The sequence below is a fragment of the Chryseobacterium luquanense genome, from assembly GCF_026460945.1.
Classification (GTDB): domain Bacteria; phylum Bacteroidota; class Bacteroidia; order Flavobacteriales; family Weeksellaceae; genus Chryseobacterium; species Chryseobacterium luquanense.
The window spans coordinates 64,684-89,161 of the sequence record NZ_JAOVZV010000022.1; the positions used below are offsets into that span (position 1 = coordinate 64,684).

Genomic DNA, 24,478 nt, shown 5'->3' on the forward strand with positions numbered 1-24,478 from the left:
TTTTATTTTTTTGTTCTTGTTCTTGTTTTGTTAATAAAATATGCATCTGCAGCATTAGCAATTTCTAAAGATGATCTGACTTTATTCTGTCTAAGATTCTCAAGAAGTTCGGTTTTGAAAAAGTAGATCATTTTACCATTTTTCATATATGGTAATTCTCCTCTTGAAACTTTAGAATAAATTGTGGGTACTGCTAGATGAAGTAATTTAGCTGCCTGCTCTACATTCAAAAGAACATCATCATCATCTTTGTTGTTTGATTTATCTTCAGATTGTGATATAATAAGTTCTTTAAGTTCAGAAATCTGATTTTTCAAATCTAAAACAGCCGCAGGTAATTGCTCAAATGTTATCGCTTTGCTCATAACTCTTTTATTTGTTTTGTTATGCAATGTTACGGCAAGGATTTATGGTTAAAAAGGTGGGATTTATGGTTGATTGATTATCAATTTGTTATGGTTTGGTGTAAAACAAAAAAACCGATGCTATTAACACCGGAATCTTTTATTGTTTGTATGCTACTTATCTTAATAAAGTTTTATACAGTTCAGTATCAGAAAGATTAGAAAAGTGATTTAACGTGCGGACTACACAAAAAAAATTTTTATCCTGAGATAATTGCATATTCCCTAATTCTCTATAAATTTCATTCAAAATTTTTGCAACCTTAGTTTTCGTCATTCGTCTTAATTCGATTTTTTTTGAAATCTCATAATCTTGAAATTGAAAGAATGCAGATAGAGTATCCACAAAATATTTATAGTCATCTATGGTATAGAATGCGTATTCCCAACCTTTATGTGAAATATTTTCAAATTGTTCCTGAATTAATATTTTTGTTGGATTTTGATCACTTTCGTTACAATAATCTACTAAAGTTGGAGTCGATAGTGAGAACTTGAGAGAAATTTCTTTTTTACGTTTTTCAAGTAGGAGAAGTCTCTTATTCAATCGGTTATTTAACAAGATTGAAAAATTTTCATAGCCTACCATATTTTCGAAAGGGTAGGAATATAATGGCTTTGATAGTTCGGCTAAAACGGATTCAGATGATTTGATTTCTTTCTCTAAAAAGTCAATTTCTTCACTTTCAGGTGATTGGGATAAATATTCCTTAAGCCTGATTTTATAATTATTGGCATATTTTTCTACTGAGTAGAAAATAGGAAGATTTTCCTGCAGGCAATTATCTGATATAAATCTCAAAACATATTCATTATATTTTTTCAAGAGAATAATAGCAATTTCCCATCGATGTAATTTCGATTGTAGAAGGGCTACTTAGATGTACTGCAAATATTTGTCTTACAGTAAGCGACTTCGTTGAGGGTATAATTTCATCAATGTTAATATAATAATCGAATAGTTTTCCTGAGTGGAGATCATCTTGATCTTTGTTTAAAGATTCGAAGATTTTAGCTCGTAGGAAAAAAAAGGCGGCACTGACTGAGGGGGCAAAGTCGAAAACGTCTTCTTCTATTTCCCATTCTTTTTGTAAGGTTATCATTTAATCTAGTTCTAATTTTATTTTATCAGCAGCAATTCTTTTACTCTGATCGACCACCTTTGCATAAATTTGTGTCGTTGATAAATTTTTATGACCAAGCATTTTTGAAACTGTATATATATCAGTTCCGTTAAAGAGTTGTAAAGTTGCAAATGTATGCCGGAAACAGTGAAATGTTATATCCTTATCAATTCCTGCATCTTTAACCCATCTTTGCAACTCCTTATTAACATAGGCGGAGTATTTTAAACCCTGAAATACTTTTTCTATTTTATCCATATCATTTGGATCGGTCTTACCATTTGTAAAAGAGTATGCCTGTGAGGAAATTGGCAAATAATTATCTCTGTGAGTTTTTTGCCGCTTACTTATAATATTATATCCGCTATCTTTTGTAAAAGAAATGTCCCCCCAAGTTAGATTTTGAATTTCTTTAAAAGCTAAACCTGTGAGTGCAGAAAATAACGCTGCTCTTTTCATTACTTCATTTTTGAAAGGTGTCTTCGCCAAAGCATTTAATTCCTCAATTGTAACAAACTCTCTTCTAGTTTCTTCAGTTTTTATGGATTCCACTTTCGCATTTAAATCAATTTGTAAATAACCATCTTTAAATGCTTGTTTCAGAACACCTTTAATTTTATTAAAATAGGAAACAGCAGAATTTTGAGATAAACGAACCTTATCACTTTTGCGACTTTTAGTGGTTAAAAGATACTCCTTGAATTGTTCTAAGAGATTTTCATTCAAATCTGCAAATTTTAAAGTACCACTCGTAAAATTTTCTAAATAATAAAGAGCAGAAATCCAATTGTCATAATTTGATGATTTTTTTTATTAGCAATTGTACGAGCATAATCGACAAAGTCCTTTTGACCTATTTTTTTAATAAGTAACTGTTGTTTTTCAAACTCACTATATATTTCCGGTTTGTTTAGAAAGTTTTCTCTTTTGTAGCTAATACTTTTTGCTATCTAAGGTTTCGATATTGTGTTTTTTTTCTGCTGCAGTTTTAGGTTTTTCTAAAATATACATCCCTAAAAATTCTCGACGTGTTGAAGCTCCTGTTTCAGGATTTTTTATTGCTGGATAAAAGTCTAAATACAGACTTTTTCTTCCTTTAGAGATTGGTTTTTCTCTTAATGTAACTTTTATCATCAATTAGTCTTATTTTATATTGTTGAAAATTTCATTAATGATATCTTTCGACACATACACAAACTTGCCTTTTTGCTGCTTGCGAATATTTTCTCTTTTTATAATATTTTGCAATGCCGTCTGTGAAATATTAATTTTTTTTTTGTACCTCTGAAATTGTATAACATTTTTGAAATATCGAAGATTATTAATTCTTTTTTTTCTATTATTTCTTTATTTAAACAAGTGTCAAATAATTTATCAATACTTGATCTTTTAATTCTTGTTAGTCTGCTGCCTAAATTTCTTGCTGGAATACTTCCATGTTCAATGTAGTAGTAAACTGTTCTAATAGAGCAGCTAAGAAGTTTTGCTGTTTCTTTGACGGTTAAAAAATCTTTGTTCCTTTCATCAAAAGTCTTCTCTGATTTTGGATTACTTACTTGATTTATTACTGCGTTTATCTTTTCTGCTCTTTTTCTCGACTTATAAGTTCTTTTTGAACAAACCTCTCCGCAATATCTGGTTACAGTAGTTCTTGCAATAAAATCATTTCCGCAGTATTCACAACTTTTTTTAATTTCAATTTTACTGCTCATTTTAATATTAATAAGTGAATTTTTATGTAATTAAGTGCAATTAGGTGCAAAAATAAAAACCTTTTCAGATTATATTTCTCTCATTTATCAAATTCAAAAAACGAATAACAAAGCAAATTAAAAACAAAAATAAAATCAAACAAAACTCCTATTTAAAAGGGTTGTGTTTGATTTTGTATAATTTTGTTTGTTGTTGTTTTGTAATGATTACTTTCCGATACAGTATCTAAAGAAGTCTGTATTAATGGTAGTTTACGCAGATCGAGGTGTACAAAAGTGGTACAGGATTAAGATGCTGCAACATCTTTTTTTTCTACTTTTCCGCACGAATCTCGTCACATTAAGTACTTGTAAACCATTACTTTACAATATTTTACGATAAATTTAAAAGTACATTTGTACTACTTTTGTACACCTCTAAACTTATAAATAACTGTAAATTAGACAATTAACATTTCCCGAATGCGCCAGTGATAATTGATATATTTCGCCTGTACACCTCAATTTTATCTATTTTTCGAATAGATATAAATTTGTGATTCGAGCCTTAGTAGTTCAAAGTTCATAATAAGTCTTATGAGTTCTGTGCACTTTTCCTCAAAGTTATCGTTTTTTGAAACTTTGTTTTCCATATTATTTACTTTAGGAGACTATGGTACGATTGAACTATATTGAACAACTAAAAATAACACTTTGTAAGTATTTAATCAGAAAATATCATGTTCTTCGAAGACTCAATAAAGAGTTCGAGGGCAACTACTTAAATTTCATCTCGTAGTAATCCAATTGAAAGTCCTAGCGGATATGTTATATCACCCCATTTAAACTTAGAAATCATATCCTCATCATTATGTTGATTAAATTTAACAACAATTATCTCAACTTTTTTTTCGGCCAGTTCTTCTAATTCTATTTCATATATTATATCATTTGCAACAAGAACAATATTATCATTATTTATTAATCTGTCCAACTGTTGTAATATTTCACAGCCAATAACTTCATTAGTTTTACTTATAAAAACTTTAGCTTCGTTTCCATTATTAGTTATGAAATTTGAATTTACTAAACTACAATCAATTCTTTCTTCAAGATAAAATGATTCACTTAAGAATACATAACAACAAACAATCTTTTTTTCAGATTTATGCTTGTCATAGCTATCTAAAATATTTTTTAAAACAGTTATTAAATCAGGTTTAACAAATATTTTTTCTGGCCATATTTCGGAATAAATTTCTATGGTTTTATCCATAGCTTTTTCTAAAAAAATGCCATCAATTAGTACTGAAGTATAATTTTTAGGTTCAGCTTTGTTTAGTCTTTGGCTTAATATCTCAGACAAATCTTTATTGAAAAGTTTACTTTTGAAGTAATCCAATGTAATTTTATTATCATTTATAGATAAAAAATATTCATTTTTTTTATTAATCTTCCATTCTTTAACTTGTTCTGGCAGAAATAAATAAAGAAAATCATTTTTATCTTTATCAATAACATAAAGAAAAACTACAAAATTTTCCTCAATGTAGGATATAGGGATTACTACTGAAGAAGTTCCATTTTTTATATTTCTACCTTTACATTGTACTTTAAGAAATCTGGTTTTTTTTAAGTTGATGTTTTGAACAATGATTAAGTCAGTTCCTTCTTCATCGAAGAAAGGTTCTGTAACTTTAAATTCATACTTTAAAAGCTCAGAAGAGATATGATTTTCTGCTTGTTTCTGGAGTGGTTTAATATCCATAAATTGTTATTTATCGTCATTTTTCACTATATTTTGGGATTGTGTTTTGTGCCAAAATTTCAGGTACTAAGAAATCATAATTAAAATTATTTAATAATTCATTTAAATCATCTTAAATCGACGCAAGTAATTGATCTGGAAAAAGAGTAATATAGTTTTTATCATAATTACTTTAGTATTTATGTTCCAGATTGAATTTGTTTTTTTACAATTTTAAGTCACTAATTTTCTAAACATATAAATCGTAATGTGTAGGGAGCTTACACAACTCGCTAATATAGTTTTCTAAGAGAAATGTACAGAATAAGATGATAATTTTTCTAAATTATTTACTATATTTTAGTTGCATCACCAAATAGTTCCTCTGAATATTCCCTTTTTGTAATATCATAGACTGTTTTCACATAACCATAACCTGCGGTTCCATCTCCAGTTGAAATAAAGGAGTTTACATATTTCTTATAATCTCTAACTAAATTTTTATCAGGAAGACTATTTGCCCTGTAAGTTGTTGAAACAGCGGTAGGAATTTTATGTCCATTATAAACCGACTCAATTTTATGTAATAGTTTTGTAGATGTATTAGAAGTGTGATGTGGAGTTTTAATATATGTTAGATTTTCAAATAAATATTCAGGCATTAAACTTATTGTTGGGTTTTCAATATCTCCACCAAAAAGTAAATTTAATTCACCAACTTTAAATAAGGAGGCAATTGAGAAATCGTTTTTTTTTACAATTTTCCCAGTATCTATTCTTCTTCTAATTATTGCAGACATTGGAGCAATAGCTAAAACTTCGAAAGAAAAATTCTTCGAAGTTTTTTCATCAATATATTGCTTTTTGAAAATTGTATTATGCTGTCCTGCAACGAGTGTAATTGTATGTACATTGTAATTTTGTCCTGTGTTAAAGGCATTGATCTTATCAAAACAAACGCTAACTTCCGCATTGTATTTTACAAGATCTTCTACATTTCCATTAATGGCCTCAGGAAAATAGAAATTTGTTTTTTTATCACAATAGTGGTCTATCAAAATTTCAATTCCTACAGAATGATCTTCATCTGTATGCGTCCATATAAAATGATCAATATGTTTTATTTGATAAACATCTAATATGTCTTTAGTTTTATGTAAAGTCTGTGTTGAGTAACAGTCAATGACAAATGTTAATCGAACATTATCGTTTTTTTTATCCAGTAGAATTATAATTTGACTTTCTCCTTTTTCAGAATAGCCAACCGTAAAAACTTCTAATGTTAACTCATCGATATCCTCAACAATTTCTTTCAATTTCCTTTTTTTCTAATAGGTGGTGCGGAACGAATGTTTGAATCTGTTGAAGCAGGACGAGCAGTCCTCCTAACATCAGGAGTGAATGTATTTCCTGCTTTTTTAGCAATGCCACCAGGATGAAAGTTTTTATCAATAACTATTCTAGCCATGTGAATTTGATTTTAAAAATTGTTCTGTCACACTCATTTTAAAAATTTCAAATAAGTGCACATTATTAGTATTTTCTAATATTGCCTTTATATTTCCACCGTTTTTTATTAGCGCATCAAGAGCTTCTTCACTATAAGATGAATCAATATCTAAAAGCACTTGGAAAGCCCTTATGATCTCATCACGCTTGCTGTCATAATAATCTCCAGTATCAAATGATCTAACGTAATTTATGATTGGGCCATTTTGATCTGCACATTCCAACATATCTTTATATATACTTCTTTTACTTCGATATATTGACTCTTCAAAATCAAAATTAAAATATTCCTTTTCAAAATTATTAAAGATTTCGCCAGTTTCAAAAAATATGGAGCCTCCCAATTTTCGTAATCTCAATGCTTTTGCTTTAAAAAATGATATTTCTTCATCTAAAAAATTAATGTATTCTGAAAAGAAATCTAAATATAAATCTATCCCTTCATATTGAACACATTCAATTAGCATTGTAGAAAAATATTTACTAATATCTAAAATGACATAGTCTTTTCCAAACTTGTTTTCCGAAAATCTGTAAACTTCCTGATTTTCAATTTCTCTTTTTGGTATTGAGAGTGTATCACTTATTTCATTAAAATTGTAAATATCATGATCTAATTGATCCGCATACGTGGTTTCCATAACACCAAAATATTTTTCAAATTTAGTAGCAAATAAAGAACTAATTATATTTGGTGCCACCACTCCCTGATAGTTGACAGAAAATATAATTCTTTTCATTATATTTTCCTTTAAATCTTCCCTTTTTATTTGGTCTTTTACTTGATTTCTCATTAAGTCTATATTGGATTTAACTAAATAGTTAAGACTTTAAAATTAATTAAAAACATAAATTAATATGTAAAGTAATAATATCTTTCTTTAATAAACAAATTATTTGTATAAACTAAATTTGATTTGTATTTGTCCAGATTTTTTAAGTCGTAAGAATTTCGTTGTTGGCTCCCACCTTAATTACGATTACAGTATATTCGCAATTGGAGAAATGCGGTAAAACTGACGGAAAATTTCACTTTGTTTTTTAGAAATACTATTATATCACTAGCTCTTCTTCACAAATATAATTAGAGAGAAACTTACGATATCTGCAAGATTCCGAATGCGACAGTGTAAATTGATACATTTCGCCTATACACCTCAATTTCATCTATTTTTAGGACGAAAATAAAATAAGAATTCTAGAATGGACAGCTCAAATTTTCGATTAAAATGTTTTAATCAATTTCGTTATTAATTCTCTGTTGGATTTACTCACTCCAAAATCTTTTGATAGACTTGACCATTTACTAAGTGCGTAACTTGTTTGATCAATAACATTCTCTATGAATTCTTTTGATAGTTTAGCTTCCCTTCCTAATTTTGTTAGATGTTTGACAGTGATATTTCGTCCTTCTCCCATTACCATAGTGCTTTGTTCTCCACCTGGTCCAGATGAGAAAGTAAGGTCGTAAGCGGGTGATAATTTCCATTCACCAAATTCATTCATCAAAAACGAAAAATTCTTAGCATGGTCGTCTCTATTATGCGCAATAACATTGAAAACTGCTAACCGGAACATTTTTTCTACCTCTCGAATATCTTTGGTTAAAACCCCCGTCAATGATAATAAATCTTCATAATCAAGAGACGGAAACCTAAAATTGCTGTGAACGAGTCCGCTCACAGTATGCATATGGAAACGCTTATTTCCATCTCTATCAAAGCGTTTAACGGCAAAATAGCCATTTCCTTTCTGTGATGGAAACAAATGTACTTCAGGCATATTAATTCCTGCATTTAAAGCCATTAAAGCGTAAACATATTCTATTGCGCCCGCATCTTTCCCATCTAATGAGTTTGGAAATTTCACCATCCACGGTTCAAAATCGTCGCCTAACAAATTCGCCCCGTAGGAGATATTTTTTCTTTCTGTATCAATTCCAATCAATGCTTTTGGTCGTGCTCCGGCAGAAGATCCGTTCAAAGCTAAAAGTTCTGCAATCACTTCTTCCGAATCACCTTGCAAAACATCTTCTGTTTGAGTAGCCAACACGTCCAAATCAATCATCTCATTACTGCTATCTGGACTCTCATCCGGCTCATAAACCAACGCACCCATACCGTGCAACCCAACGTGCGCTAAGCGGTCAAGTGGAGAAATATCCGATGGAGAAATTCCTTCCGAGCGAAGCATACGATCAAAAAGCAATCTTCCCCAACCATCTGGCAAGTTATCATTGAAAACACCAGCCAAACCTTCAAATGGATCTCTTGGTAGCTCTATCACGCCTCGTTGCAAAGGAAGTTTTATAGGTGAAATCTCCAAATTGCTTTGCAGGAATTCTTCATCGTATTGAAAATAGATGATACCATCACGAATTGCAAGACGACCAACGGGTTGAATTCCAAAACCAAAATTTAATCCTACTTTTATTTCTCTTACTGCTATTTTCATTTTTTGTTTCCTCGTTTTTTAATGGGCTTTTCCTCTGATTTCAGTACATCATCAATAGATTTAAAATTCTGCTCCTTCGGTTTTAAAACATCAACCATTTCTTCTAATCCACCAACAACTGAAAGCAATTTTAAAAATGAATCTAAAGAAATCAAGCCTTTTTGCTCAAATTTCCTTAGAGTTGGTAAAGGTACACCCGATCTTTCCGCCAATCCTTCCTGTGTTAGATTCATTTGCAATCGTCTTTCACGGATATTATCAACTAGTTTTTTTTGAACCTTGGATAAAGAAATAAGTAACATAATAGTAGTATTTAATGCTATAATTTAAAAATAAATAATATTATTGTATTACAAATATACTGAATTTGTTAGTCCAAATAACGTATTGTTCAATTATTTTTACTGTTCGGTATTCCAATTACTGTTTTATTTTGACTAGCAACAATTAATAATAGTTTATGTTGAATCCAACCCAATTATGCATAAGATGAATATGGAATGTTTGAAAAGATATAGAAACTAATATACTGTGTTTTTTGTCTATTACTAATGTCCCTGAAACAAACAACCAGTCAGGATGTTTCGTTCAACAAGTTATAGCAAATGAATTAGAATATTTATATATTGTAGCAAAATAAACTAATATTATACTCAATCAATGATAAATAGAATCGTTCTTATTGGCAATGGCTTCGATTTGGCGCATGGAATGCAAACAAATTATAAAGATTTCATTAATAATTATTGGAGAAATAGATGTGAAGAGTTTGAAAAAAATACGGAATATATCTATGAGTGTGACGAGTTCTTATTAAGATCAAAGCATTACACGAATCATTTTGAAATCATTTCTTCATTTGCTGACTTATATAATTTCGCAGAAGAAAATGATAGAAAATTCACTAGCAAAAACAGTTTTTTTTTAAAATTAACGCAAGGGTTAAATTATCAGGGATGGGTGGACATTGAATCAGAGTACTATTCACATTTAAAAAACTTATCAAAATCAAAAAACCTAGATGAAGATTATAATATTGATAATCTTAACAAAGATTTTACGGGAATTATAAATTTACTCGAAAAATATCTTACTTCAGTTCAGGAAAATTTTAAAGTTGATGATCTGGTAAAGAATAGAATTACTGGAATTATCAACCATCCCGTAAAACTACAAGATCTCTCAGAGCATGTAATTCGAAAGATCATTGATGAAAACTGGAAATTATTACAATCTGATATTGAAACATACAATGGTTTTTTTAAGACAGGCTATAATTTAAGCAGTACTACTCAAAAAATTGTCAAGGATTTTGTTCAGAATAACACGCACTCACGTACCAAAGAGCACTTTACCATATATATGCTCAAAAATTTCGAAAACTTTTTTCTTTCTAAAAAAAACCATATTACATTTCTCAACTTCAACTATACATCGACGGAAAGTTTATATGCCAATCCTGAAACGCATATATGCCATATTCACGGAGAGTTAAATAATAAAGAAAATCCAATTATTTTCGGTTATGGGGATGAACTGGACGATTATTATAAGGACATTGAAAAGCTTAATGACAATAGATACTTGGAAAATGTCAAATCTATCAATTATGCAAAAACAGATAATTATAAAAAGATTCTTAATTTGATAAATGATGGATATTTTCAGGTTATCATACTAGGCCACTCTTGTGGAAACTCTGATAGAACTTTGCTAAATACAATTTTTGAAAATGATAATTGTGCTTCAATCAAATTCTTTTATCACCAAACAGATGAAACTAAAGATAACTATCTAGACATTTATAAAAACATCTCCAGAAATTTTAACGATAAGACAAAACTACGCGACAGGGTCGTCAATAAAGGTTACAGCGAAGCACTTATTCCTATTAACTTGCAATAAAGTTAGCAAAGAAAGTCTTCGATAATACAATAAAGTTTATTCTTTCAATAGCATTCAAATAACTAATATTACATAGAAATTACAGCAAGGATAACAGTAGAGAAGTGTGAAACAATATGACTAGTATATTGTAAATCTTATTAAGTCAGAAAGAAATCAATCACAAAATTTTCTGCAAATCATCTTCATATTGAGTTGATAAAAAACGATTTAAATCTTCAAACTTTTTTAATTCTGCTATTCTTTTTCGCAGTCTTTCAATTTCATAACTTTTTAAAAATTCTTCATTATTACCATCCTCATAAAATTTAGGATTTTTATCTAATAAGATATTGATTATAGCTGCATCAGTATTATCAGGGAGTTCAACAGCATTTTCCATCCATTCAATAACTTTTTCATCTTTAACATTTTTTGCTGCGTTTTGTAACAAATATTCAATCCATATTTTAGCTGTTTTATCAACTACTTTAACCATGTTAAGGCACTCCTCCACTGAATTATGGTCAAACTTATCATTAGTGAATTTAACTGCGTCACTATTTTGCATTACATTAAAAAAATGGGGGTTTTCTTTGTCTGGATTGAGCATTTCCAACGTTTCAAATATATTTTGAAATTGTATAAAAGGTCTTCGTTCATGTGGAAGCGAATTCCTATGCTTCCATAATTCTAGAACAGCCTCAAAGCATTCTTTCTCTGCATTATATTTCTCCATGCCAACAGATTCTTCAGCAATCGTTATTTTTTCAGCGATATAGTGAGCCATCCATCGTGATAGAGTATCAACACTAGTTTCTAATTTTAACTCTTTCACAAAGAGTTTACCCAAAGTTATAATCTTTTTCTGTAGTTCTAAGTTTTCCATCTGATGATAAAATAAATAATTGATGTTTTGGCTTTGAATATTCATACTCGTCGTCGTGATGACGGTACTTGTAAGATTTATCTCTCTTAATCTCGACTTCAATAATAAAATTACAATCAAGAGTTTTACACATATATTTCAAAAAGCTTAAAGATGCCTTTAAATTTTTACCGGCCTGATCTGGATTTTCATCTATTCTATATCGATGGCTACTCCAAATTTTGCAAATCATCGAAGGTTTTTCTGAAATTGTTGAATACCACTCCTTAAATAATCCATTTGATGTTAAATTCAACTTTTCTATAATCTCATCACCTAATAGATAGGGTGGATAATCTATATTATCAGCATAGGGATCATACTTATCAAATTTTTTAGAAGAATAAACATCTTTAATCCAGCCCACTAATTGAAATTGATTTAAATTAATTTCTGCATCTGATTCTTTGTAGTGAGGAAGTTTGTAATCGTACGGATCAATACAAGTTTGCAGAGCATTCATTAATGCTGTAGAACTACTTTTTGAAACCAATGCCGATCTTATTCGAACATTTTCGGTCTTATCACTCTTTTTATTTTCCCATCCGCCTTCTATATTGATCCAATACTCTTCATCTTCCGGTTCCGAAAGTAAGGTATTGTAAAAATAATCCTTTGGAATATTAAATCTCCAATTTTCATCATTGTCCTCAGACGACCATTCAGGGCGTAAGAGAGGTATGGGATCACGAAAATCTGATAGCCATTTACCGTTATCGCATGTTAAAAGGTGCTTTTCCAACCAATAGTCAAATCCATCATTCCAATCTCCTACTGCCACCAGAGGCATCTTTTTCAATAATTTAGATGCAACAACCATCATTGCGTGATATGATAAGTAAAAGGTCGCATTATCTGTTCTTGGATAATCTGTTTTACTGTACCAAGTATCTCTTTCACCATAAGATCTATCCCAAAGTATGTGGCGAGGATCATTTTTGTATCCGTTTATATGACCTAGGTTCCATTCATTAATTATAACATCAGCAGCAATATCTTCAATTTGCTTTGTTGAGATTCCAAAAGCTTCACCAAGAAATTTAAACCAATAGTCACCCATGTCGAGTCCAAAATGAAACCCGTGTTTTGTATCGATTAGTCCGTTTAAATGCCAGTAACTCTCAACCTTCTCACTATATTCAAGGTCTATCATAGGAAATTGATTTTTCTCTATAGATTTTAAGTGAATTGACGTTTTAGGATCCAGATATTCTTTATATACATCAGAAAGATTAAAAACTATTTCTGATGCAAATTTTTGAATAAGTATGTGTTCAGTTTCTTTAGCTGTACTAACAAAAGTATCAAAAAATGAAATAAGCAGATCAGGCCTTTCCTGAGAAACTTTACCGAAAGCTATTAAAAGATACATTTGTGCATGAAGTTTATAAAATGGAAATTTATGATGACCGAAGGAACTAATCTTGTCAATTTTCATCCATTTAACTAAACTATCAATAATATCTGCAGAACTGTACTTCCCAAGCATTCTAACTACATGGACAGCATTCCATCTCTCTTTCGAATGAGGTGAACCTAGTGCAGAATATACTAATCCAGCTATTTGATTGCTGATTGAATCTGAGGTGGCTAAATCATCTGTCCATTCTCCATCTCCAAAATCGTTTTCGATATGAAGTTCACAGCGCTGTAATGCGTAATCAACAAGACCATTTGCTTTTGAGGGTTCAATCACGGAGCTTGCAACACTAACAAAACCAAAGAACATTGCAGCATTTGAAAACTCATGTCCGCTCGATAGCCCTTCAAACATGCCTTGTTTGAGCTCAACAACATCATGGTCATTTAATTCCAGTTCTTCAATTAAAATATTAAAAGAGTATTTATTTGTTAAATCCTGTGCATATTTTTCACCGATTTTTCTAATGATTGAAGGCCATCTTTTTTTAAAGCTTACTTTAGCTTTCCAATTTTCAGGCAATAGTTTAAAAAAGGAACTCACTTCATAACGATTTATGGTTGAAATGAGCAATAGATCAATAAACTGAAAGTAATTTTTACCATCTAAAGTTTTAAAAGCTTGATTCCAAAAATCATCCGTATGAATGAAGGTTCCTTTTCTTTTAGTCCTATATCTTTGTAAACATATTTCAAATTGTTCAGCGATCAACAAGTCTACACCTTTAAAAAGATCACCCCAATCGAATGCATTATCAAAATGATTTGCGAGTCTGACTGATGTAGGAACATTAACTAACTCATCAACAATTTTATTTTTTTTATTCGCTCTTAAGATTTTATCTAACGCTGGGCAGTGAATCTTGTTTGTCACTGCTATCTTTTTCATCGTTTCATAATATTCAAAATCTGTCCCCTCAATCTGAAGTAAATGTATAGCATCGCTAAAAATCGTCTCCTTTTTCTCTATATCTTTTTCTTTTGTAAAAATTAATGAATGAAGAGATTCAAATTTATGTTTGGAAAAAAAACGAGCCATTGCCCAAGTAGTAGAGGGTGTTATCAAATCCGACTTAAGCATCTCTTGCAAAAGTGCTTTAAGATGCTCTTCAAAAAATCCAACATTTCTGTCTCTCCATCTACTTGTTGCGGCTATTCCCATAGCAGGTGACATTCTTGTACAGATTGCAATGGCCTTACCTCTATCTATTAGCTCATTCCCGCCGTAATTTCCCACAACTTCTGCACACCGTATGAAGCGATAGGCCAACTCATCAGAAACTTTTTCAGATAAACTTGCTTGTTTTGCAAGTGATCTGATACTTTCCCATCTTAAAGCTACTTCATCACCGAACTTTGATATGATATTCAAAGCTTCTTCGAAGTATACGCCTGCATCTTCGATTTCGTAATTGAATATGGCTCGGGCAAGACCTATAAATCTTTCTGCTGTTTGTTCTGGGCTATCATCATTAATGCTTTTGATTCGAGTATAATAATTATGCTCAAGATTTGCTTTTAAAAAAAATAAGTGAGGATTTCTAAAGGCTGCTCTAACAAGAGTCAGCTCATCAGGAACCCATAATCTTGTATTGTTTTTTATATATTTTTCGTGAAAGCTTTGTAAATCAGTGCAGCTTAGATTATGGGCCACTAATAAAATTTTTGATTGGATATCTGCAATTTCATTTTCTAAGGTATCGTGTGATTTGTAACGCCCAGACTTTACATTTGAAGATTCTTTGTCAGCTTTCGAGACTTCTTCTACAAAATCCATTTCAGTTGAACATATCGTTTTTATTCGTAAGATATACCATGGAAGAAGTCCGTAGATTACCTGTCTAAATTCCCTTAATTCAGTTTCTTGTTCATGTTTTGAAGAGTTCTTATCGATAAGTTTTTGCGGAATAATAGACTCAATTTCTGGAATAGTACTATCTTCTAGAAAATGCCTTATTGCTAAAACTTTAAGAAAGATTGTTCGTTCAGCAGATTGATAATCACGATGAACCATTGTAGAGGCTCTTTCAGGTATAAAATATTTTAAGACTCTTTGGATAATCTGCACCTCAAATTTATGGTGAATACATGCTTCGATAAAAGTTACAATCGATGATATTGAGGAAGAATTATTTTGAAACTCGATCGGTTTTTTAATTCTTTTTCCTAGATCAGATAGTAGAATCAAAACAGATTCTAAATATTCTCTTTCCGGAAATTTACCTACTTTTGAAAGCTCACTAACAATGGCAACTAAGTAATAAGGTTCTTTTTTGCTAATTTTCAGAAAATTATTAATTGCTTCAAAATTTCCGTGATCTATTAATCTGCTTATTAAATCCTCAAATATTCTAAAGGCATATTCTTTAGACCGAAAACGCTTGAGAAATACAATGCACTCTTCTTCTCCATAAATATTAAAAGTTGAATATGCAATTTCCAAAATATCGTTTAACGAAACTTTGTTTTGTCTGACCTGGTTGTCCTCCTCTTTAATATCATTATAATACATTTGCAGCCAATTTATTGCCGCTCGCAAATAACTTCTTGCTTCCCCTTTATATTCATCAATACCAGAGAGTAAAGAAGCTGTGTAAACGTTTTCCGAACCGGTCCACTCGCTTCTTAACAATCTTTTAAATGCAATATCCTGAATTTTCTGCTTGTCCTGAAGAACTATAAGTAGATCAACATTTGCTTTAAATAGATTGAGCTGCCTTTCATTACCAGCCATCTCCTCCCCTGCCCGAATAGCAATCTTTACTGCGTCGTAATAGTTATTTAACCGAAGTGCCGCGCGAAAAGCAAATTGCAATCTATAAATTCTTACATTTCGTGCATCGATTGGACTGTTTTGTGGTAAATGATCGTCTGAAAGGGAAAGCTCGATTAATCTTTCATACTTTCCTGATTGTAAGTAAAGCTGTGGCAAAACCGCAGCAACATAGGAAAAGTCATTGGCTAAAGGTTCTAATAAAGTAATATAAGACTCCAAGTTCTCTTTCCGACCTGAAAAAGTTTTTCTAAACCACGTTTCCGTTGGCTCATCTCTAAACTGTACGGATTCATCATACAACCAAAGCGAACGTCCCATATCCGATACAAAACTTTTAATTTCATCAAAACTCACATTAGCCGCCAATGCTAAAATTTTTATCGGCACATGCGGAGGTAAGCTTGCCAGTCCAATACATATTGCCTGAACTTGCTTTTGATAAGATTCAGATAACAAATCTTTAATTTTTGATACGGCGTTATTCAGTTGTAATTCGATTTGATCTTCAACCGTTGTACCAGAGGGACCTAAGCTGTTTAAGAGATGTAAAACACAAGATGCATTCTGGCTTAGGGCATTAGCCTGCACTCGGGGATTACCATTTGTGAGGCGATGAAATTCCTCACCATCTTTTTGAATGGCAGATGGAAAAAACCTTTGGAGATTAAGTAAAGTTTCAGCTTTTGAAAATGCCTTGAGCTCTAACTGAATTACTTTAGATGATGGCTTTAAGAGATTAATTCTTTCCGTGCGGCATAATAAAACCATTTTTGATCCTTGTGGCATCGTTTCACGAAGCAACTCATTTGCAAAACAGGCATCACTATTTTCTTTAGCAGCCATTTCTGCATTATCTGCCGCATCAATTAAAATATAAAGTAAGGCAGATTCATTGGTTTGCTTTATCGCTTTAACTGCCCCTTCAATTCTTGACAAAAAGACACTCATAATACTACTTTCAAGAGTATTTTCTTGTACTAAAAGCGGTTCGCACAATCCTTTAACTGACAATTCATTTATAATTTGAACAAGCCCTTCACGGTGACGGTGTCGCGGACTACTCCTATTTCGATAATTTCCAGCACCGAAACAGTCGTACGCTATTGCCAACGAACCTGATGGTAATGTATCAATGAGATTTTTACAGAAAACAGATTTTCCTACTCCGCCCGAAGCGTGGACAATTACAGGATGTACAGACTTAGTTATATTTTCTATGAGTTTACTGTGTTGTTTTCTTTCGATAATCTGTTCGGATTTTTCCCAAATTGCTGGCGCTGGAAAAAGCTTTCTTTCAGAAAAAATGTGAAACCGTTTCAAAATGTCTTCACGGTAAATGCTTTGTTGCGATTTATTAACCACTCGATCTTGTACGAGAGCAACAATATTTTCGACCTGAGCACTATCTATGGCCCCAGCAAATAATTGTGTCATCTCCCAATGTAGGTCATCTCTCTGTGCATTATAGTCACCCTCTCCATCCTGAAACTCTATACGTGAACAGAATTCAGTTAGCTTTTCAGAATCCATATCCGTATATTTTTTAATAGTAGTCAAAAATCTTTTGTTGACATTTTTTCCTTGAGCTAAAGAAATAATATTGTTTTTAAAGGAGTTATCGATTGGCCTATTAGTAACTATATGAAATGAGAAAAACGGCTCTTCTGCCTCTTTTACATGCTGTAAAAATCTTTTTGCAAAATGTTCAACAGTTTGCTTCAAATCACTTATGACAAAAGGAATACCCTTCTGCTGTGTGGTATGTTTGAGTTGATAATATTTTATAGTTTTTCTATAGCCTATTGTATAGTACTCAGATACATCGATTCCATACTCCCCATCTTTATCAATTTCTTCCGATCCTTCGATAACAATAGATTGTAAGGTAGAATTTGGATGAACTAAGGACAAACAACGACGTGCCGCCCATCTGTAATGAAACACGTCTCCGGCTCTGGAATAAGCAACTAAATCATTTGACATTTCTATGATGCTATAGTATAAAAGTGTTATTAAGATACTAATATAGAATTTTTTAATCAGAACATCTCCTTATTTTAAGTAGTTCAACATCCTATGATATTTTCACGAATTCCGATTAAAAACCTTTAAAAGATTATTATTAATAAAAAATTGCAACTAATTTCGAAGAATAAAGAAAATTGTTATCTCATCTTATTCTTACTTTTGTTTAACAATTATAATTATGAAGGAAAATCAAATTTCTGCACGAGGAGAAAGAGCCGCAATAAGTGGTTATTTACCACAATTTGATGAGTTTGCAAGATTCGTATACATTAATCTTATTAATAAAAGTTTAATATGGATTCGTGTTGCAGATCCTGAAGCAGAAAAACTTGATGACATCCTTTATGCAACAAACAATGAAATTCATGCCTACCAAATAAAATGGACCATTGCAGACGCAACCATTACTTACAAAAATTTTTTGGAGTTATTTCCGCTGTTGTTTTCAAGTTATAAAAAATTAAAAAAAACAAATCCATCAAAAATAATTATCCCGCATTTAATCACTAACAAAAAAGCATCCCAGAACGACAAAATTAAACTTCAGGATGATAGCACTGCTGATTTCGCAACTTTCTTAAGTGATGTTTTAGAAAAAATTAAGCGCGGTACAAGCCCTGAAAAAAAGTGGAATAATTTGATTACTGAGCTACAAAATTTTTGCGGAGGTTATGATGATTTTATAAATTTTATATCAGTTCTTGACTTTCAAACTAACTATGTACAAAAAACTTTTACAATACAAAACAGCAGACTTCATAAAGATGAACAAGATTTGACCGATTTAAGCAGATTCATTTTTGAAAAAGCTGCAGATAGCAAAAGAATCGTTGAATTTTCGCGCTCACAAATCATTAATGAACTAAGATGGGCTGATCGTTTTAGCACAGTTTTCAATCACGAAATCACTCATGATAGCCCCTTGTATCAACCCATCAGAGCTACTATCGATGAATTGGACAATATGTACAATATAATCACAACAGGTTACATCTTTTTAGTTGGTGGTCCAGGTTCAGGAAAATCTACGTTGCTAAATCGATGGACAAAAGGACTCAAGGAAGATGTCGTTAAGTATTACGCTTTTGATTTCCTCAATCCTTCGTCCGCTAAAAATTTCTACGAAAGAGGAAATGCAGTCAATCTTTTTTTTGATCTAGTTAATCAGTTAAAGGACTCAGGCTGTTACCATGGTGAGGTTTTACCATATAAGGATATTTTATTTCTAAAAGATATTTTTAACGAACAACTGAGGATTCTCGGAGACAAATTTGAAGCTAGCCAAGAAAAAACTGTTATCCTTATTGATGGGCTGGATCATGTCCCACGTGAATATAAAGAAGTAGCAAATAGTTTTTTGAAAGAACTTCCGTTGCCGGATGCCCTTCCTGAAGGAGTTGTTATTATTTTAGGTAGCCAATCATTTGAATTAAAAGATCTGCCTCAGGAGATACGTAAAGTATATTCTTTTGGTGACAGAACAGTAAAAATGAGCAGTTTGACCAAAGATAATGTTCATAAATATATTGAAGCCCTATCTTTAAATAAACCGGTAACGATAAGCGAAAAGGATTTAATTTTTCAAAAGTCTCAAGGGCATCCACTATATCTTAACTACATTGCAGGGTGGTTAGAGAAAAGGGATTCAATTGGTGACCTTTTGAATGAATTACCTGAAATTGACGGCAATATTGAAAACTACTATATGAAGTTGTGGGAGCCTATAGCTGGCAATGCGCAATTAATTGAGCTATTGGGCCTTTTGGCACGAATAAATGGAAGTATCAATACCGATTTCATGCAAGAATGGGATTTCCCCGCAATTACGATTAAAGAATTTAGAGATACGGCTAAAATACTTTTCACTCAAGAGAATAAATACATTTCCTTCTTTCATAATTCTTTCAGACAATTCTTAATAACGGAAACCGCTCTGAATTATTTTTCAAATGGACTAAATGAAAAAAGAGACAGAGATTTTCATCAACGACTTGCAGAGTTATATTTTGCTTCAGGGAAGGAAAAAGGTTGGAAAGCTAATTACCACCTATTCTACGGCGGTGACTACGATAAGTTTATAGAGGTTGTTGATGCAAGCCATCTTACAAATCAACTCCTTGAACTCAGACCTCCTGACGCTGTCAAGCAAGATGCGAAATTAGGAATAGAAATAGCGAGAAGAACCCAAAATCTTAAATTACTGCTCAGGTATTTATTTTGCCTATCAGAGATCCAAAGCAGATTATCTATTTACAATCCATCTTCATTTATAGAGGAACTGTTGGCAATCAATAAGATCCAGGAAGCTACAGAATGTTTGAGAAACGGAAAGACACTTACTGTAGATAATGACGTAGCACTTAAATCATCACGATTATTTATTGAAAAAGAAATAAGATCAGAAGCTCGACAGTTATATGATTTAGCTTATCCAGACATTGTAAATAATAATTCTATAACAATTGATGACAATCATCAGTTCGAAGAGTCGAAGAATCTTCTAGAAGAATGGGTGCAAACAGCAACATATTTTGAGACTACAGAAAGTTTGCTGGATAAGATTTTCAATATCCAACTTCCCGATGATTACGATACTTATGAAACAGATAATCCTGCAAAAGATCTTTTAAATTTTCTTTTACTCGAACTTGGATATAGTCTTATATCACAAAATAGGTGGGAAGATTTTGAAAAAGTTATTAGCAAATTAGAAACAGGTGATGTTGCGATGAGAAATACCTTATTACAACTTTTAAAAGATGCCATATTAGAATGTTTGGAGCAAAATGATAAAAATAGGTCGTATCATTTTTTAGAAATTATTAAAAAAGAGTTTCGCAAAGAAAAAATCACAAATGAGTATGGAAGGGTTTACATTGCTGATCTTGTGTATGCGGTCACGGCTGACACTGATGAAAGCTATTCATGGATTGAAGGAATCGAACATCCCACTACAGAGCAAATTGCAAAAAACTTAGGATATGGAGATACTCTGACTGAGTTTGAACATCAAATCAGACTTAATAAGTTGTTGAATCTATGTGACAAAAATAAATCTTTGTCCGAAGCTATACCTAGCGAAACGGGTGAGGAAGAAATTTTGGCAAAGTATCAGAGAATTTTATTTTTAATAACAAAAATTGAAACAGATATTATCAAGAAATGTGAAATTCAAAATCTGGTGGATAGAATTTCTCCGATCGTAAGATTTTTTTACAGAGATTTTCACCCTCGATTTAAATATTCATACAAAATTGGAAAAACAAAAAATTCAACAATTGAATATCTTATAGATTCTGTAGCTCCCGCTGGGGGAAGTGTCATAGGAAAATTAGCTAATTATTTGTTTAATGAATTTAGTGCATATCCGAAATATTGGAATCCAGATACCAAACGAAGGATTATTAATTGCTTACTTGAAAATGGTCTTGATCATGGCATCGCAGAAGTACAACTTAGAAATATAGAGGATGATATGTTGGCTGGTCTAGATCTGGATGCAAGAGTTTCGGAATGTTTATCCCATGCAAAGACATATCAGCTTCTCAATAAATTAGACGACGCTGAATTTTGGCTTAAGGAAAGTTGTCTACAGTCATTTGGAGTCGGATACCGTAAAGACTACCAGTACAGCACATGGATAGAGTGGTTAAAAAAAATTAATAAATATGAACCAGAAAGAGCACCAGAACGATTAAATTATTTCTTATCCCACTTACAACATATAAAAGACACTACAGAAGGCAGAGCTTATCTGGAGGCAACCGCAGATATATTAAAAGCCGGACTAGAGCATAACCTTCATACTGGATTAAAAATTCTAATATGGCAAACACAGAGAGGGCTTATTGATTTTACTGAAGGTACCCGTTTGTTAATTGATGAATTAGTGAAGGTTTGCTCATCTAAAAATGATTTTGATATGATTTTATCATTATATAAAAATTTATTTTTAATCCTCGCAAAAGATGAATCTTCGGACTTATTAAAAAGCATTTTAGAAAAAGGATATAAAGTATTTGGGATTGCTTTCTTCAGTCTTTATATTACCGAGCTTATCCACAATATTAAAACAAAATCTTTTGAAGGCAACCGACACGATTTCCTGAAGTGCATTCAGAAATTTCTTGATAGTGCAGATGTTGATGAGGCAAAAATCCTATTACCGATCGAAATTCCTCCTATAATCGGTAGAAGATCGGATAATAGTGCCACTAATAGTATTGTATTAAAAAATCCTTATAGAACTTTAGATGAGAGACAAGTGCTTGCTCTAGTAACAAACTTTGATTTGCTACAAAACATCATATTGGATGAGGATCAATCGAATTCTTATTTCGACTGGTCATCTGTGATTAAAAAATTACCATTTGAACTTTCTATTCCCGAAGTCAAGCAACTTATAAATTCAATTCATCCCCGAAAAAGAGAATCGGGATTCTTTTCCAATTTAAGTGCGATTGCTTTAAAGAACGGAGATAGAAAGTTAGCCACAGATTTGGCAGAAAAAAGTCTTAGTATATCTGGTGAGTCTGGCTGGAGCGTTGGCTATGACGGAGGTAGCAGAATTAATGCATTCAATGCCTTACGAAACATTGATTCTAAAAAATCTTCAGACAAAGCATTTGAAATTTTTTGCCAAGACGTACTTGCCAGTAACTATCCAACATTTTTTGTTAGCGAACTAGAAAATATTCTTCCTCTAATAGACGAAAATATTTCAGTACAAGATGTATGGCTGGAAGTTTTTGATTATTTCAAAAGATTAATGGGAAATAGTAATATGAGTACCGAGCTACCTACCTTAAGCACTAATGATAACATTAGCACAACCATAATTGATTACTTGGTCTTTACTTCATTGTTCTCACTCCCTTTTTTACAAGAAAGAATACAAAAAATATTTGCTGAGTATCTGCTCAAAGAGGATCATTATGCTGTCGAAATTATAAGAAGTAACAAATTAGATGAGAATTGCCGCTTTGCTATTTTACTTCATCTATTTGAGCGTGATTCTCTCGCTGCAGAAACTTTTATTGAAGACTTCAAATTTTATGCTGTATCGTTAAATGTCGAGTATCGAATCATCGCTAAGCGCATTCTTACACAGTATAATGAAAATATTCCAAATCCAAAAAATATTGCAATTCCTGGTCTATACTCAATTCATCTACACGAAAGTGCTGACTTATCCAGTAGTACAGGAGATATTTCCTTCGATTCAGATGAAAAAAGTAGTTATCTTAAACCTTTCTTTTATCTCATAAAGATATTATCTGCCGTATCATTACTTCCAGAGCAAAATATACTGTTTAGAGTACTTCATCTGAAAAAAGAATTTGAAAACAAAAATCCTATTCCTTATTCATTATCAGAATTAAAATATATTCTAAACGAAGCTGAATTGCACTACTCATTAGTCAATCCGCAACTTTTTAGTACCCGCACAGCCATTATGATGGCAGCGGGAGAATTAATAGACTGTGGAATAATTGAAGAAGTGGAAATCGCCCAATATTTCGAAATGATTGATTCTGGATTGTTGGATTTTCCTGAAGCCGAGAAACCTAATTTCATCGGTGAAATAAAAGAAGATGAATACGGAGGCTTAAACGATGATTGGGTAAATCGTGTCGCCTCCAATGTGCGACTTAACGATCCTATTAAACATGTAGATTACAATTTTCTAGTGATAGCTGAACATTCATTTCTTAAAAATTTGACTTGGGATTTACCAACGGAAATATTTATGACGCAAATATCTCCTGATGAAAACTTTCATCATTTTGGAACTGGTAACAGATACGAAACACTAATTGTAAGACAAAGCAAAAACTATTTTGATCTAACGGAATGTGGAGATAAAATCATTATTAAGAGAAAACCAGTCTTAAATTATGATGGTATAAAAAATAACTGGATTGCTTTTAATCCTGAGCTGGCGAGAAAATTCGGATGGATTCCCGATGAACAATTGTTTGCTTGGAAAAGTAAAGATCAAGAAGTTATGGCGAAATCAATCTATTGGTTGAATGGAAATGTTGAAATGGGAACCAGGTATGACGGTGAAGTAGGTGAAGGCTGGTACGTCGTTATTTCTCACAAAGCACTTGGACAACTTCAAAAAGAGTTTAAAAACCTTTTCTTTCAAAAAAAAGTTATACGCCACAGTAGTAAAAATATTGCAGAAGTTGATAATATCAAAAAAGTAACCTAAATTGTGAGTTATCTAATTTAGTTATCTGCTATGTGAGCTAAATTCTAAAACAATTACATTATTTTCAGGATTCAAATCCATCAGACTGTTCCGTTATCCATATTAGATAAAAAAGTTACATTTAATACCAATATATTTAATTCTTCAGGTAATGTTTCTGATTCAATAAGTGAAACAAGTTATTCAATAATGAAATCATCGTAAGAAAATTTACTTTTTTTATTTTAAGAACTTGTCTAACACGGAAAGGATTGATGTTTTACTCTATTATTTTTTCCATAATTAAAAAAGATGTTC

The 24,478-nt window shown here is 31.7% G+C and carries 15 protein-coding genes and 1 pseudogene; 2 read left to right on the plus strand and 14 right to left on the minus strand.

Going from position 1 to position 24,478, the window contains the following annotated elements; all coding sequences use genetic code 11:
- Positions 1-2 precede the first annotated feature (2 nt).
- The 12 genes and pseudogenes from OEA66_RS18440 to OEA66_RS18495 all read right to left on the minus strand — a co-directional run bounded on the left by OEA66_RS18440 (position 3) and on the right by OEA66_RS18495 (position 9,231).
- Positions 3-365 (minus strand): helix-turn-helix domain-containing protein, encoded by a 363-nt coding sequence (locus tag OEA66_RS18440; protein WP_267282780.1) that lies wholly within the window; start codon positions 363-365, stop codon positions 3-5.
- 157 nt (positions 366-522) lie between these two features.
- Complete coding sequence (locus OEA66_RS18445; RefSeq protein ID WP_267282781.1) at positions 523-1,230, minus strand: hypothetical protein; 708 nt, start codon at positions 1,228-1,230, stop codon at positions 523-525.
- 277 nt (positions 1,231-1,507) lie between these two features.
- Positions 1,508-2,080 (minus strand): site-specific integrase, encoded by a 573-nt coding sequence (locus tag OEA66_RS18450; RefSeq protein ID WP_267282849.1) that lies wholly within the window; start codon positions 2,078-2,080, stop codon positions 1,508-1,510.
- A gap of 12 nt (positions 2,081-2,092) precedes the next feature.
- Positions 2,093-2,323, minus strand: a pseudogene (locus OEA66_RS18455) (phage integrase SAM-like domain-containing protein); the annotation flags it as partial.
- 138 nt (positions 2,324-2,461) lie between these two features.
- Entirely contained in the window at positions 2,462-2,662 is a 201-nt protein-coding gene (locus OEA66_RS18460) for a hypothetical protein (protein WP_267282782.1), read from the minus strand.
- A gap of 98 nt (positions 2,663-2,760) precedes the next feature.
- Positions 2,761-3,240 (minus strand): helix-turn-helix domain-containing protein, encoded by a 480-nt coding sequence (locus OEA66_RS18465; RefSeq protein WP_267282783.1) that lies wholly within the window; start codon positions 3,238-3,240, stop codon positions 2,761-2,763.
- Positions 3,241-4,000: 760 nt separating this feature from the next.
- Positions 4,001-4,987, minus strand: coding sequence for a hypothetical protein (locus tag OEA66_RS18470; RefSeq protein WP_267282784.1), 987 nt, complete (start codon positions 4,985-4,987; stop codon positions 4,001-4,003).
- A gap of 332 nt (positions 4,988-5,319) precedes the next feature.
- A complete protein-coding gene (locus OEA66_RS18475; RefSeq protein ID WP_267282785.1) occupies positions 5,320-6,282 on the minus strand; it encodes a ComEC/Rec2 family competence protein in 963 nt (320 codons plus the stop codon).
- On the minus strand, positions 6,279-6,434 hold the full coding sequence (locus OEA66_RS18480; RefSeq protein WP_267282786.1) for a hypothetical protein: 156 nt from the start codon (positions 6,432-6,434) through the stop codon (positions 6,279-6,281). The genes OEA66_RS18475 and OEA66_RS18480 overlap by 4 nt, the downstream gene beginning before the upstream one ends.
- Positions 6,427-7,269, minus strand: coding sequence for a hypothetical protein (locus tag OEA66_RS18485; protein ID WP_267282787.1), 843 nt, complete (start codon positions 7,267-7,269; stop codon positions 6,427-6,429). The genes OEA66_RS18480 and OEA66_RS18485 overlap by 8 nt, the downstream gene beginning before the upstream one ends.
- 430 nt (positions 7,270-7,699) lie before the next feature.
- Positions 7,700-8,929: a type II toxin-antitoxin system HipA family toxin gene (locus OEA66_RS18490; RefSeq protein ID WP_267282788.1), complete on the minus strand. Its 1,230-nt coding sequence runs from the start codon at positions 8,927-8,929 to the stop codon at positions 7,700-7,702.
- Complete coding sequence (locus tag OEA66_RS18495; protein ID WP_267282789.1) at positions 8,926-9,231, minus strand: helix-turn-helix domain-containing protein; 306 nt, start codon at positions 9,229-9,231, stop codon at positions 8,926-8,928. The genes OEA66_RS18490 and OEA66_RS18495 overlap by 4 nt, the downstream gene beginning before the upstream one ends.
- A gap of 358 nt (positions 9,232-9,589) precedes the next feature.
- Between OEA66_RS18495 and OEA66_RS18500 the strand changes: the two genes are divergently transcribed.
- On the plus strand, positions 9,590-10,834 hold the full coding sequence (locus OEA66_RS18500) for an AbiH family protein (RefSeq protein ID WP_267282790.1): 1,245 nt from the start codon (positions 9,590-9,592) through the stop codon (positions 10,832-10,834).
- A 160-nt stretch (positions 10,835-10,994) separates the two neighbouring features.
- On the opposite strand, the gene OEA66_RS18505 is transcribed toward OEA66_RS18500, so the two are convergent.
- Both OEA66_RS18505 and OEA66_RS18510 read right to left on the minus strand, forming a co-directional pair.
- Positions 10,995-11,702: a hypothetical protein gene (locus tag OEA66_RS18505; protein WP_267282791.1), complete on the minus strand. Its 708-nt coding sequence runs from the start codon at positions 11,700-11,702 to the stop codon at positions 10,995-10,997.
- Positions 11,659-17,919, minus strand: a complete 6,261-nt coding sequence (locus OEA66_RS18510; RefSeq protein WP_267282792.1) for a P-loop domain-containing protein — start codon at positions 17,917-17,919, stop codon at positions 11,659-11,661. Before OEA66_RS18510 ends, OEA66_RS18505 begins: the two co-directional genes overlap by 44 nt.
- A 223-nt stretch (positions 17,920-18,142) precedes the next feature.
- Here OEA66_RS18510 and OEA66_RS18515 point away from each other — a divergent pair, with 223 nt between their 5' ends.
- A complete protein-coding gene (locus tag OEA66_RS18515) occupies positions 18,143-24,181 on the plus strand; it encodes an NACHT domain-containing protein (protein ID WP_267282793.1) in 6,039 nt (2,012 codons plus the stop codon).
- Positions 24,182-24,478 lie beyond the last annotated feature (297 nt).

Excerpts from the sequence above, each read along its gene's own strand:
- OEA66_RS18510 (WP_267282792.1), bottom strand. The coding sequence starts at position 17,919 with ATGTCAAATGATTTAGTTGCTTATTCCAGAGCCGGAGACGTGTTTCAT.
- OEA66_RS18490 (WP_267282788.1), bottom strand. The coding sequence starts at position 8,929 with ATGAAAATAGCAGTAAGAGAAATAAAAGTAGGATTAAATTTTGGTTTT.
- OEA66_RS18460 (WP_267282782.1), bottom strand. The coding sequence starts at position 2,662 with ATGATAAAAGTTACATTAAGAGAAAAACCAATCTCTAAAGGAAGAAAA.
- OEA66_RS18500 (WP_267282790.1), top strand. The coding sequence starts at position 9,590 with ATGATAAATAGAATCGTTCTTATTGGCAATGGCTTCGATTTGGCGCAT.
- OEA66_RS18515 (WP_267282793.1), top strand. The coding sequence starts at position 18,143 with ATGAAGGAAAATCAAATTTCTGCACGAGGAGAAAGAGCCGCAATAAGT.
- OEA66_RS18505 (WP_267282791.1), bottom strand. The coding sequence starts at position 11,702 with ATGGAAAACTTAGAACTACAGAAAAAGATTATAACTTTGGGTAAACTC.
- OEA66_RS18440 (WP_267282780.1), bottom strand. The coding sequence starts at position 365 with ATGAGCAAAGCGATAACATTTGAGCAATTACCTGCGGCTGTTTTAGAT.
- OEA66_RS18480 (WP_267282786.1), bottom strand. The coding sequence starts at position 6,434 with ATGGCTAGAATAGTTATTGATAAAAACTTTCATCCTGGTGGCATTGCT.
- OEA66_RS18470 (WP_267282784.1), bottom strand. The coding sequence starts at position 4,987 with ATGGATATTAAACCACTCCAGAAACAAGCAGAAAATCATATCTCTTCT.
- OEA66_RS18495 (WP_267282789.1), bottom strand. The coding sequence starts at position 9,231 with ATGTTACTTATTTCTTTATCCAAGGTTCAAAAAAAACTAGTTGATAAT.
- OEA66_RS18465 (WP_267282783.1), bottom strand. The coding sequence starts at position 3,240 with ATGAGCAGTAAAATTGAAATTAAAAAAAGTTGTGAATACTGCGGAAAT.
- OEA66_RS18485 (WP_267282787.1), bottom strand. The coding sequence starts at position 7,269 with ATGAGAAATCAAGTAAAAGACCAAATAAAAAGGGAAGATTTAAAGGAA.